General features: G+C 56.8%; 15 protein-coding genes. 9 read left to right on the plus strand and 6 right to left on the minus strand.

Annotation, left to right across the window (positions count from 1 at the left end):
- Positions 1-7: 7 nt before the first annotated feature.
- From lptC to IF654_RS18600, 8 genes are all read left to right on the plus strand, one after another.
- Positions 8-580 carry an LPS export ABC transporter periplasmic protein LptC gene (gene lptC, locus IF654_RS18565; protein ID WP_047273368.1) on the plus strand — a complete coding sequence of 191 codons (573 nt, stop codon included), beginning with the start codon at positions 8-10 and terminating at the stop codon, positions 578-580.
- Positions 567-1,109, plus strand: coding sequence for a lipopolysaccharide transport periplasmic protein LptA (gene lptA / locus IF654_RS18570; RefSeq protein WP_047273367.1), 543 nt, complete (start codon positions 567-569; stop codon positions 1,107-1,109). The genes lptC and lptA overlap by 14 nt, the downstream gene beginning before the upstream one ends.
- Positions 1,109-1,834, plus strand: a complete 726-nt coding sequence (gene lptB / locus IF654_RS18575; RefSeq protein WP_047273366.1) for an LPS export ABC transporter ATP-binding protein — start codon at positions 1,109-1,111, stop codon at positions 1,832-1,834. The genes lptA and lptB overlap by 1 nt, the downstream gene beginning before the upstream one ends.
- Positions 1,835-2,018: 184 nt before the next feature.
- Entirely contained in the window at positions 2,019-3,515 is a 1,497-nt protein-coding gene (locus IF654_RS18580; protein ID WP_047273365.1) for an RNA polymerase factor sigma-54, read from the plus strand.
- A 75-nt stretch (positions 3,516-3,590) separates the two neighbouring features.
- Positions 3,591-3,905: a ribosome hibernation-promoting factor, HPF/YfiA family gene (hpf, locus tag IF654_RS18585; RefSeq protein ID WP_047273364.1), complete on the plus strand. Its 315-nt coding sequence runs from the start codon at positions 3,591-3,593 to the stop codon at positions 3,903-3,905.
- A 12-nt stretch (positions 3,906-3,917) separates the two neighbouring features.
- On the plus strand, positions 3,918-4,382 hold the full coding sequence (ptsN, locus tag IF654_RS18590) for a PTS IIA-like nitrogen regulatory protein PtsN (protein WP_047273363.1): 465 nt from the start codon (positions 3,918-3,920) through the stop codon (positions 4,380-4,382).
- Positions 4,383-4,384: 2 nt separating this feature from the next.
- Positions 4,385-5,242: an RNase adapter RapZ gene (gene rapZ, locus IF654_RS18595; protein WP_047273362.1), complete on the plus strand. Its 858-nt coding sequence runs from the start codon at positions 4,385-4,387 to the stop codon at positions 5,240-5,242.
- A gap of 16 nt (positions 5,243-5,258) precedes the next feature.
- Positions 5,259-5,531 carry an HPr family phosphocarrier protein gene (locus IF654_RS18600; RefSeq protein ID WP_047273361.1) on the plus strand — a complete coding sequence of 91 codons (273 nt, stop codon included), beginning with the start codon at positions 5,259-5,261 and terminating at the stop codon, positions 5,529-5,531.
- 116 nt (positions 5,532-5,647) lie between these two features.
- Here the strand turns inward: IF654_RS18600 and IF654_RS18605 are convergent, their stop codons facing one another.
- From IF654_RS18605 to pmbA, 6 genes are all read right to left on the minus strand, one after another.
- A complete protein-coding gene (locus IF654_RS18605; protein ID WP_047273360.1) occupies positions 5,648-6,541 on the minus strand; it encodes a ZIP family metal transporter in 894 nt (297 codons plus the stop codon).
- A 26-nt stretch (positions 6,542-6,567) separates the two neighbouring features.
- Positions 6,568-7,179, minus strand: coding sequence for a superoxide dismutase (locus tag IF654_RS18610; protein ID WP_194862157.1), 612 nt, complete (start codon positions 7,177-7,179; stop codon positions 6,568-6,570).
- A gap of 1 nt (position 7,180) precedes the next feature.
- A complete protein-coding gene (locus IF654_RS18615; RefSeq protein WP_047275418.1) occupies positions 7,181-7,630 on the minus strand; it encodes a hypothetical protein in 450 nt (149 codons plus the stop codon).
- A gap of 27 nt (positions 7,631-7,657) precedes the next feature.
- The gene (locus tag IF654_RS18620; RefSeq protein ID WP_194862156.1) at positions 7,658-9,034 is read right to left on the minus strand and encodes a class II fumarate hydratase; all 1,377 of its coding nucleotides are present in this window, start codon (positions 9,032-9,034) and stop codon (positions 7,658-7,660) included.
- Positions 9,027-9,422 (minus strand): hypothetical protein, encoded by a 396-nt coding sequence (locus IF654_RS18625; RefSeq protein ID WP_047273459.1) that lies wholly within the window; start codon positions 9,420-9,422, stop codon positions 9,027-9,029. The genes IF654_RS18620 and IF654_RS18625 overlap by 8 nt, the downstream gene beginning before the upstream one ends.
- Positions 9,423-10,438: 1,016 nt before the next feature.
- A complete protein-coding gene (gene pmbA, locus IF654_RS18630) occupies positions 10,439-11,785 on the minus strand; it encodes a metalloprotease PmbA (protein WP_047275412.1) in 1,347 nt (448 codons plus the stop codon).
- A 107-nt stretch (positions 11,786-11,892) separates the two neighbouring features.
- On the opposite strand from pmbA, the gene yjgA reads away from it, so the two are divergent.
- Positions 11,893-12,414 (plus strand): ribosome biogenesis factor YjgA, encoded by a 522-nt coding sequence (gene yjgA / locus IF654_RS18635; RefSeq protein WP_047273355.1) that lies wholly within the window; start codon positions 11,893-11,895, stop codon positions 12,412-12,414.
- Positions 12,415-12,430: the final 16 nt, after the last annotated feature.

Below are 12,430 nucleotides of genomic sequence, written 5' to 3' on the forward strand. Positions count from 1 at the left end.
GCTTTCTATGCTGAGTAAAAAAATTCGCAATTTCCTGTTATTCGGTGTCATTGCGGCGCTGTTTGCAGCCGTGGGCTACTGGAATATCAGCCCGGAACGCTTCCTCGACAAACCTGCCGTGGCGGTGGATGAGCACGCGATCGACTATTACGCCATCAACGCCCACAGCCTTCAGTATTTGCCGGACGGCAAGCTGCAATATGAAATGACGTCCGACAAGGTTGAACACCTCAAGGCTTCCGAAGTGACGCTGCTGACCAACCCGGACCTGCAGATGTACCGCGGAACCACGTTCCCGTGGCATGTTCAAAGTGAGCGCGGCGAGGTCAACCCGGACGGCACGGAGGTCGAGCTGATCGACTCGGTACGTGTCGCCCGCACCGACGAACGCAACCGCGAGCTGATTATCACCAGCTCACGCATGACAGTATTCCCACAGAAGCAATATGCGCAGACCGAGCAAGCCGTTAGAATCGACGGCGCTGGCGGTGTGACCACTGCCAAGGGAATGAAAGCATATTTGAAAGACGGCAGGATGGACCTGCTGTCCAACGTAAGAGGACAGTATGAGTCTCGTTAAAACCCTCCCTTTATTGCTCAGCTTGAGCGCAGCACTGGGAAGCGTGAGCGCCTGGGCTCTGCCGAACGACACCGAACAGCCTATCCGTATTCAGGCCAACGAAGCGCAGCTGGATGACAAGAAAGGCGTCGCAACCTACAAGGGCGACGTCATCATCACGCAAGGCTCGATGAAAATTACCGGCAATACCGTCACGATCACCCGCAACGCGGCTGGCGAAATTGACGTCGTGACCTCGATCGGCAATCTGGCCTACTTCGAACAACTGCAAAAAGCCACTGACCCGGTTCCGGTCAAAGCCTACGCAGTGACCATTCAGTACCATGCACCGCAAAACCGCATCGTCCTGATCGACAAGGCCAAAGTGATCAACGACGGCAACACCACTGAAGGCGAGAAAATCGTCTACGACACGGTCAAGCAAGTGGCCAACGCCGGTCGCGCCAACGGTAGCAGCGTGACTGCTCCTCGTCCGCGCATCGACATGGTGATCCAGCCGAAGAAAAAAACTGACGCGAAGGCCAAGTAATGGCAACTCTTAAAGCCCAGCATTTGGCTAAAAGCTACAAGAGCCGTCAGGTGGTGCGCGATGTCAGCCTGTCGATCGACAGCGGGCAGATCGTGGGCCTGCTCGGCCCTAACGGCGCCGGCAAGACCACCTGCTTTTACATGATTGTGGGCCTGGTGCAGGCTGACCAGGGTCGCGTGCTGATCGACGACCTGGATGTCAGCCACCAACCCATGCACGGCCGCGCACGCGCCGGTATCGGTTATCTGCCGCAGGAAGCCTCCATTTTCCGCAAGCTCTCGGTCGCCGATAACATCATGGCGATTCTTGAGACACGCAAGGAGCTCGACAAAGCAGGTCGTCGCAAGGAGCTGGAAAGCCTGTTGCAGGAATTCCACATCAACCACATCCGCGACAACCTGGGCATGAGCCTGTCGGGTGGCGAGCGCCGCCGGGTGGAAATCGCCCGCGCACTGGCTACCGCCCCCAAGTTCATTCTGCTCGATGAACCCTTTGCCGGTGTTGACCCCATCTCCGTGGGCGACATCAAGCAGATCATTCACCACCTCAAGGCCAAAGGCATTGGCGTGCTGATCACCGATCACAACGTTCGTGAAACACTCGATATTTGCGAAACTGCCTACATCGTAAATGACGGACAACTGATTGCTGAAGGCGACGCTGAAACGATTCTGGCCAACAAATTGGTGAGAGAAGTGTATCTGGGCAATGAGTTCCGCTTGTAAGCCCTTACGCTTGTACATGCCTTGAAGGTGTTTTCAATTTTGCTCCGGCCAGCCTGACGAATTGTAAACGCCTCTAGGCAAACGCTACGGTTTCAGGCATATAATTTGCTTATGTTTGGCGCTCACGCGCCCTTGTAGTGGATGGCGCCATGCGCGCCGGCGAATAAGGTGTTAAGCCCCTGCCATGAAACCATCGCTAGTCCTGAGAATGGGCCAGCAGCTGACAATGACACCTCAGCTGCAACAAGCCATACGCCTGCTCCAATTGTCGACCCTGGACCTGCAACAGGAAATCCAGGAGGCCCTGGAATCCAACCCGATGCTCGAACGCCAGGAAGAAGGCGAAGACTTCGACAATTCGGACCCCTTGGCCGACAACATCGAGCAAAAACCCGCCAGCGAAATTCAAGAACCCTCCTATCAACAGGAGTCCGCAACCACTGTGGATAACCTGGAGGAAGGTGAATGGAACGATCGCATTCCCAACGAGCTGCCCGTCGATACGGCCTGGGAAGACGTTTACCAGACCAGTGCCAGCAGCCTGCCCAGCAACGACGATGACGAGTGGGATTTCACTACACGCACGTCGGCCGGTGAAAGCCTGCAAAGCCATTTACTCTGGCAGTTGAATCTGGCGCCCATGTCGGACACCGACCGGCTCATTGGCGTGACCCTCATCGACTGCATTAACACGCAGGGCTACCTCGACGAAACCCTCGAAGAAATTCTCGAAGCCTTTGACCCGGAACTGGACATTGAGCTCGATGAAATCGAAGCCGTCCTGCACCGTATCCAGCAATTCGAACCGGCCGGCATCGGCGCACGCAATCTGGGCGAATGCCTGTTGTTGCAGCTGCGCCAATTGCCTGCAACTACGCCTTGGCTCGACGACGCCAAGCGGTTGGTAACGGACCACATCGATCTGCTGGGCGCCCGCGACTACAGCCAGCTGATGCGCCGCATGAAGCTCAAGGAAGACGAGCTGCGCCAGGTCATCGAGCTGGTACAAAGCCTTAATCCGCGTCCAGGTTCGCAAATCGAGTCCACTGAGCCTGAATACGTTGTACCGGACGTCATCGTACGCAAGGACAACGAACGCTGGCTGGTAGAACTCAATCAGGAATCGGTACCGCGCCTGCGGGTCAATGCCCAATACGCGGGTTTCGTGCGACGCGCCGACACCAGTGCCGATAACACCTTCATGCGCAACCAGCTGCAAGAAGCGCGCTGGTTCATCAAAAGCCTGCAAAGCCGCAACGAAACCCTGATGAAAGTGGCGACACAAATTGTCGAACATCAGCGCGGGTTTCTGGAATACGGCGATGAAGCCATGAAGCCGCTTGTGTTGCATGACATTGCAGAAGCCGTCGGCATGCACGAATCGACCATTTCACGGGTAACCACCCAGAAATTCATGCATACCCCGCGCGGTATCTATGAACTCAAGTACTTTTTCTCCAGCCATGTAAGCACCTCCGAAGGCGGTGAATGCTCGTCCACGGCGATCCGCGCGATCATCAAAAAACTGGTCGCAGCTGAAAATCAGAAAAAGCCGTTGAGTGACAGTAAGATCGCTGGTTTACTGGAGGCACAAGGTATTCAGGTAGCCCGTCGCACGGTCGCCAAGTACCGCGAATCCCTTGGGATTGCGCCGTCTAGCGAGCGTAAGCGTTTGATGTAAGCAACGGGCCACTGCGTTTCAGTGGCAGGCTTGCCAGCCTGCCGCTTTATGTAATGGCATCGAAGGAGAAACTATATGCAAGTCAACATCAGTGGACAGCATCTGGAAGTGACCGAACCGCTGCGCACTTACATCGGCGAAAAACTGGACCGGCTGGAGCGTCACTTCGACAAAATCACTAACGTGAGTGTGATTCTTACCGTAGAAAAGCTGCTCCACAAAATCGAAGCGACCCTGCACATACCCGTAGGGCCAGGGGAAGTTGTCGCAAATGCTGAGCATACCGACATGTATGCCGCTATTGACCTGCTCGCCGACAAGCTTGATCGCCAACTGAAAAAGCAAAAGGAAAAGACCCTCAGCCAGCTGCAAGGCGCGACCGGTCGTTAAAACCCCATACCCATGATTCGACTTGAAAACATCCTGACCCCCGGCCGTTCCCACGTGAACGTGCCGGGCGGCAGCAAAAAGAAAGCCCTTGAATACATTGCCAACCTGATCAGCCGAGAAGTGCCTGGTCTCGACATGCAGGATGTTTATGAAAGTCTGATTGCCCGTGAAAAACTGGGTTCAACCGGTTTTGGTAACGGCATTGCAATCCCCCACTGTCGCCTCAAAGGCTGCGAGGCGCCTGTGAGCGCCCTGCTCCACCTTGACGCCCCTATAGATTTCGACGCCATCGATGGCGCGCCGGTCGACCTGTTGTTCGTATTGCTGGTGCCAGAAGCGGCCACCGATGCACACCTGGAACTGCTCAGGCAGATCGCCAGCATGCTCGATCGCAAAGACGTGCGGGAAAAACTGCGCAGTGCACAAAGCAACGAAGCGCTGTATCAGGTTGTTCTGGACGTACAGAACGGTCATTAATCATGCGCTTAGTCATTGTCAGCGGACGCTCCGGCTCCGGTAAAAGCACCGCCCTCGCCGTCCTCGAAGACAACGGTTTCTATTGCATCGACAACCTGCCCGCAGGCTTGCTTCCCGAGCTGGCCGAGCGTGCGTTGATTCACACTGAACTCGCACAGCCGCTGGTGGCGGTCTCGATTGATGCGCGTAACTTGCCCAGCCATTTATCGCGCTTTCCACAATTGCTCGAAGAAGTGCGCAACCGTCATATTCAGTGTGACGTGTTGTACCTGGACGCAGACGAAGAAACCCTGCTCAAGCGCTTCTCCGAGACCCGCCGCAGGCACCCGCTGAGCAGCGCCAGTCGCTCGCTGGCAGAAGCCATCCGCGATGAAACAAAACTGCTTGGCCCCATCGTTGATCTGGCAGACCTCACGATCAACACGACCAACCTGAACCTCTACCAACTGCGCGACACCATCAAGTTGCGCCTGCTGAACAAACCCGAACCCGGTACGGCCTTTCTGGTGGAGTCGTTTGGCTTCAAGCGCGGGATGCCGGTGGATGCCGATCTGGTCTTTGATGTGCGCTGCCTGCCCAACCCGTACTGGAAACCCGAGTTGCGTGAGCAATCGGGGCTTGATCAACCGGTGGCCGATTATTTGGCCGCCCAGCCAGATGTTGAAGAGATGTTCCAGGACATTTCCAGCTACCTGCTTAAATGGCTGCCGCGTTTTGCCGCGAGCAATCGTGCTTATGTGACCATCGGTATCGGTTGCACCGGCGGGCATCACCGCTCTGTATACCTCACCGAACGACTGGGCAAGTGCCTGCAAGAAACCCTGAAAAACGTCCAGGTTCGCCACCGCGACCTTACTTGAAAGGATCTACCCCGCGATGCCTGCTCTGGAAATCGAAATCATCAACAAATTGGGCTTGCACGCTCGGGCATCTGCCAAGTTCGTCGGGGTAGCAGGTCGGTTTCCTTGTCAGGTGCGAGCAGGCCGTACGCCGGAGTCCATGGTCGATGGCAAAAGCATCATGGCCATGATGATGCTTGCCGCGGGCAAAGGTACGACCATTCATTTAAAGACCGAAGGCGAACAGGAGCAGGAAGCCATGGATGCACTGGTGGCCCTGATCAATAACTTCTTTGATGAAGGTGAATAACGGCTACCGCGAGGTTGCCGAGGGCGTGATTGAGAGCTCACAGACCCAGGCTTGCTGCGCAATCCTTCGCCGCCTCGTACCTACCGAGACAGCGAACCTGACTGCGCCGCATGGCTCTACCCCAGCGCAGTGTCCATGACCATCATCACGCAGAACCCGATGCAGAGCCCAACGCTCGCCAGTTTTTCGTGACCGTTACGCCGCGATTCCGGAATCACCTCTTGCGTCACCACAAGCAGCATCGCTCCCGCGGCCAGCGCCAGCCCCAGCGGCAATAGAAGCTCGGCCAAATTCACCAGCCAGGCACACAACATCGCGAATACCGGCTCCACCAGCCCGGACGCGGCACCAATCAAGAACGCCCTGATCCGCGACATGCCCGCACCCGCCAGCACCAAGGCAATGACCAACCCCTCCGGCACATCCTGCAACGCAATCCCCATCGCCAGGCTGTCGGCGTCCGGCATACCGCCGCCCGCCGAAACGCCCACCGCCATACCTTCCGGAATGTTATGCGCCACGATCGCAATGACGAACAGCCAAATGCGCGGTGCTATGACGGGCTCACCCGGACGGCTGACAATAACGTCCGGCCCGGCACCCGACACTTTCAGGTCCACCAGAAACAAACACAGGGCGCCCAACAGAATGCCCGCACACACCAGCCCGCTGGATGCCCACGCAGACAACCCCAGACTTTCAGCCGCTGCAATGCCCGGCACAACCAGCGAAAACGCCGTGGCCGCCAGCATGACCCCGGCACCAAAGCCCAACAACGTATCGCTGACCGCCACCGGCATGTTGCGAATCACCAGTACCGGCACAGCACCCAGCGCCGTACCCAGCGCACACAACGCCCCGCCTTGCAGGGCTCTGAGCATTTTGGGCTCGAGGTCCAGCCAGACCAATCCTTTGGCCACCAACAGCGCAGTGCCCGCCAACAGCAACAGCGTACCGAGGGCATAGCGAAACATTCGCACGCCGCCGACCGCCAAAATTTGCGTGCCCATATCCGCCTGAATCCTTGTGAGTAGCCTTAGACCATAGCTGCTTGGTAGCGGCGTGCTACTTCGGGCCAATTAATCACGTTATAAAACGCATTGATGTATTCAGGCCGTCGATTCTGGTAACGCAGGTAATACGCGTGCTCCCACACATCCAGTCCCAGAATCGGGGTGTTGCCGCTCATCAGCGGGCTGTCCTGATTGCCACTGCTTTCAATCACCAGAGTTTTGTGCGGCGTCACGCTCAACCACGCCCAGCCACTGCCAAACCGGGTCAGCGCAGCCTTGGTAAACGCGTCCTTAAATGCTTGCAGCCCACCCAACTGTTCATCCATGGCCTTTGCCAACGCGCCATCGGGTTTACCACCCCCGCTGGGGCTCATGACCTCCCAGAACAACGAGTGGTTAGCGTGGCCGCCGCCCTGATTGATAACCGCTGCGCGCAGGTTTTCAGGGAGCTGGTGCACACTGGCCACCAGTTTTTCCACAGGCCATTGCGCCCACTCCGTGCCTTCTACGGCAGCATTGAGGTTGTTGATGTACGTCTGATGATGCTTGGTGTAATGGATCTCCATGGTCTGCGCATCGATGTGTGGCTCAAGTGCGTCATAGGCGTAAGGCAGTGCAGGCAAGGTGTACGTCATATCAATGGACTCCTGAAGGTTGGCCGCTGACCGTTGAGAATGCGTGGCTGGATTGAGTAACGTTGCGCTTGAGCAACAGGTCTGAGCGCGGGTACTCGCCATGCTCACTGATGAAATTCAATAACTCGACATAGGTTTTACTGCTCTGACGCAGCGCGGCTTCTCGCAGCTCAGGCTTAAGTCGTGGGTTCTGGACGGTTTGCAGCAACCGCTGATGAATCGAGCATAAGTACTCAACGCTCTCTTCCGGCTGATTAAGGCGTAAATGCACGTCCGCCAGGTTGTGATGCGAAATCACGCAGGCCGCCACTGCTTGGTCAGCATCACTCCAGCGCTCAAACAACACTTGAGCCAGCGCCAGCGCTTGCAAGTAGTGCTCGCGCGCATCCACCAGCTCGCCTTCAGCGAAACAGCGATTGGCTCTTTCGATCGTGCGTTTCCAGTGTTCCATGTGCACCTCCAAAGCAGTGTCGGGGGGTTAGACGCCGCCTGCGGTCAGCTTCTCGGGGTCCAGCAGAACCTCAAGCTGGCTGCGTGGCAGGTCGGTGAACTCAAGCGCCACGTCAATCACCGGGCGCCCTTGTTTGTAGGCGGTCTTGGCGATTTCAGCGGCCTGTTGATAGCCAATGATCGGGTTCAGGGCCGTTACCAGAATGGGGTTACGCGACAACGCTTCCTTGAGCTTGGCTTCGTTGACCTTGAACGTGGCGATCGCCTTGTCGGCCAGCAAGCGGCTGACATTGGCCAACAGCTCGATGCTACTGAGCAGGTTCTGGGCAATGACCGGCAGCATCACGTTCAGCTCAAAGTTGCCGGACTGGCCCGCGACCGTAATCACCGAGTCATTGCCGATGACTTGCGCAGCGACCATGGCAGTGGCTTCCGGGATCACCGGATTGACCTTGCCCGGCATGATCGATGAACCCGGCTGCAACGCCTCCAGCTCAATTTCACCCAATCCCGCCAGCGGCCCGGAGTTCATCCAGCGCAGGTCGTTGGCGATTTTCATCAGCGATACGGCTGTGGCCTTGAGCTGGCCCGATACCGAGACGGCAGTGTCCTGCGAGCCGATCAGGGCAAACAGGTCTTCACCCGGCGTGAACTGCACGTGCGTCAAGGCACTCAGTTGCTGACTGAACAGCGCGGCAAATTGCGGGTGCGCGTTGATCCCGGTACCGACTGCCGTACCGCCCTGCGCCAGGGATTGCAGCGCAGGTTGCAGGTCCTGCAAATGCCCGATATTGGCCTTGAGCTGCTGCGCCCAGCCGTTGAGCACCTGACTCATGCGCACCGGCATCGCGTCCATCAAGTGGGTGCGTCCGGTTTTGACATGGCTGTGGACCTGTAAAGCCTTGCGTTCAATGGTCTCCACCAGATGCGTCAGCGCTGGAAAAAGACGCTCATGCAAGCCCAAGGCGGCGCTGACGTGAATGCAGGTCGGGATGATGTCGTTGCTGCTTTGGCCGCAGTTGACGTGATCGTTCGGGTTGATCGTTTCGCCCAGCACGCGGGTGGCCAGGGTGGCGATCACTTCGTTGGCGTTCATGTTGGAACTGGTGCCTGAACCGGTCTGGAAGATGTCCACCGGGAAGTGCTCCATGAAATCGCCCGCCAGCAGGATCTGCGTCGCTTCGACAATGGCATTGCCCTGAGCGTCCGAGATTTGCCCCAACGCCACGTTGGCTTTGGCGGCTGCCGCTTTGGCCAGAATCAAGGCGCGAATGAATTGCGCCGGCATGCGCTGATGACTGACGGGAAAGTTATCCACCGCACGCTGGGTCTGCGCGCCATACAGCGCGGCCTCAGGCACGTGCAGTTCGCCCATGCTGTCGCGTTCGATACGGGTATTACTCATCGTGAAATCCTTGCATCAGTTCGATTAAAGAAATGGACGGTTCAAGTTCACAGGTCGCCAATTGCCAGGCACAGCGTTGCCAGCGTTTGAGTCGACATCCGCACAAGGCTTGGGTTTCGAGATCACGCAGCGGTCGCCACGCATGGTCAAGGCACATACTGCGCCAGTGCCAAGGCAGCGCCGTATCGGTGGCGGTGTCCAGCAAAAGCCGGAACGACGTGAGGGCAATCGTCCAGGACGACGTTGACGTGCAACAGGCCAGGTAACGGCCTTCGGCCAGATAATGCTCAATCAGGCGCGGCTCATCGGGCGCCAGCCCGCAGCGGATCTGGCGACTCATCCAGCGCCAGCTTTCCTGATAAGGGCTTTCGTGCAACACAGAACTCATGATCCAGGCTCGCTCGATAATGAGATTCATTATTAAGCGATATTGATTATCAAAACAAGCCTGCGAAAGGAGGTACCTCCCGGACAAAAACGTCCGTCACGCTTTCAAGGCGGGGAAGCGCAGGCGCTCAGTTTGCACGCAAAACTCGGCCCCATGAGGTTCAAAAACGCGAGCACAGGTTAAACACGAAAAACCGGACTGCAATGAGTCAGTTGAATCCCTGAATAGTAGTGCGCAACTTCTTGCGCACTTTGTGGATATTTCTCTTTAAATAATAAACCCACTTACTTAGATGCAAATACATGTTAAGTTGCGCCAACAAACAGGCTCTACGCCCTATCGGATACGCAGGATATTTTATTTAAACTTCATATTTGCTTAAGGATAAGCTCATGTTCTCGCAGGTCAAACAACCCGACTCAAACCTGCTAACTCTTGGCGTAAACCACCCTTCTCACTTCCTGATAAGCGACGCATCAATGATTGCTTTTCGGATGATTAGAAGAGGGAGCTGCTCGAATAACGCCAAGCCTTCATCTTGCCCAAGAACCTGATTCCAAGGGCATTGGGTCACGATCAGAACGCTGAAAACGACATTGAACCAATTGAAGTAAGCCATTGAACATGAAGCGATTTATTGCATGCATTGCAATGACAAGTGTATTGACCGGATGCATAGGCGCTTCGGTCATTGTGCCAAAAAGCGATCCTCGCCAGGTTGAACAGGCTCGCGAACCACGAGAGGGGCACAAATGGTGCGGGATAAGCCTGTGGCTCGTCTTTTTCCCCGTCCCGTTGATGTTACCGGTTTGCAAAATTGATACTGAACTAACATCCGATTTTTATAGCTGTGGCCCCTTGATGCACTTCGCCAAGTTAGGAGCACACTATAAGGGAAATGCGCTCTGCGGACGTATGCCGGCGGGATGGCCTAGTGACTGACGCAATGGCTCACCTGCATAAAAAAAGGCGCATCACTTGAACCGTGATACGCCTTTTTTAAAACAGTTGAGAAATCAGCTGCCGCCGATTTTCATCCGCTCAATCAACACAGAACCGGTGCGAATATTGCTGCGCAGCTCAAGGTCATTGCCCACGGCAACGATCTGTTTGAACATATCGCGCATGTTGCCGGCGATGGTCACCTCTTGCACCGGGAACTGGATTTCGCCGTTTTCGACCCAGAAACCCGCCGCGCCCCGTGAGTAGTCGCCTGTGACCATGTTCAGGCCGCTGCCCATCAATTCCGTCACAAACAACCCGCGGCCCATGCGGCGAATCAAGGCAGCCTGGTCTTCATCGCCATGGGTCACGAACAGGTTGTGCACGCCGCCCGCGTTCGCCGTGCTGGGCATGCCCAATTTGCGGCCGGAATACGTGCTGAGGATGTAGGACACCAGTTCGCCGTCCTTGATGAACGGTTTGGCGTAAGTGGCCAGGCCATCGTTGTCGAAAGACGAACTGCCCATGGCACGCATCAAGTGCGGACGTTCGTCCAGGGTCAGCCATTCAGGGAAAATCTGCTGGCCCATGGCATCGAGCAGGAACGACGATTTGCGGTACAGGTTGCCGCCCGAAATGGCGCCCAAAAAGCTGCCGAACAGCCCTCCGGCCAGCTCGGCGCTAAACAGCACCGGCACTTCGCAGGTCGGCACCGGGCGCGAGCCCAGACGACGAGCTGCGCGCTCCGCGGCCCGTCGGCCAATGACGGCAGCGTCGGCCAGCAACTCACCCTGACAGTTCACGTCATACCAGTAATCGCGCTGCATCTGGCCGTCGCCTTCGGCGATCATCACGCAGCTCAGGCTGTGGCGTGTAGAGGCCGAGCCTCCAATAAACCCGTTGCTGTTGCCATACACACGGCAGCCTTGATGGGTGCTGAGTGTGGTGCCGTCGGCGTTTTTAATGCGGCTGTCGGCGTCAAAAGCAGCCGCTTCGCAAGCCAGTGCCTTTTCGATGGCTTGCTCGGGGGTGATGTCCCACGTGTGGAACAGATCGAAATCCTTCAGGTCCCGGGCCATTAACTGCGGGTCGGCCAAGCCGGAACTTTCGTCCTCGGACGTATGGCTGGCAATCGCCAGCGCAGCAGCAACCGTTTCGCGAATCGCATCAGGACCGGTGGCCGAAGTGCTCGCCGAACCTTTGCGCTGCCCCACGTAAAGGGTGATACCGAAGCCCTGATCGCGATTGAACTCAACGGTCTCAACCTCACGCTGACGCACCGAAGTCGACAAGCCCTGCTCCAGCGACACGGCCACTTCGCAGGCACTGGCGCCCTGACGCTTGGCTTCGGCAATAATGTGCTCGACCTGCTCTTGCAGTGCCGGCAAGGCCTGCGGGCCGACGCTTTCTACTGCACTCATGGTTTTCTCCACTCAAATTCTGTTTTCGGAAGAGCCGCCGAGCGACCGGGCCGGACAAGCGGCCCCCGACTGGTTATCATGGCGGCGTTTCTTTGCGGACTGCCACCATGGTTGATTCTTACGACGACGCCTTCGACGGCGAAAAAAGCAAATCACAGGTCAAACGCGAGCTTCATGCTCTGGTTGATCTGGGCGAACGTCTGACGACGCTCAAGCCTGACTTGCTGAACAAAATGCCTTTGACCGACGCTTTGCGCCGGGCACTGGTAGATGCTTCAAAACATACGGCTCATATTGCCCGTAAGCGGCACATCCAGTTCATCGGCAAGCTGATGCGCGATCAACCGATCGACGAAATTCTGGCGATGCTCGATCAAGTGGATGCCTCTTCGCGCCAATACAACGAACGTTTCCACGGCCTCGAGCGCTGGCGTGATCGCCTGATCGAAGGCGATGACGATGTACTGGAAAAATTTGTCATCGAGTTCCCCGAAGCCGATCGTCAGCAATTGCGTTCGATCGTGCGTCAGGCCAAACACGAACTGGCTCATAACAAGGCCCCGGCTTCCAGCCGCAAATTGTTCAAGTACATTCGTGGGTTGGACGAGACTCAACGCGGCTTGCGTTAAGTCCCGTACGCGGGCG

The sequence above is a fragment of the Pseudomonas lundensis genome (assembly GCF_015377145.2).
GTDB lineage: Bacteria > Pseudomonadota > Gammaproteobacteria > Pseudomonadales > Pseudomonadaceae > Aquipseudomonas > Aquipseudomonas lundensis.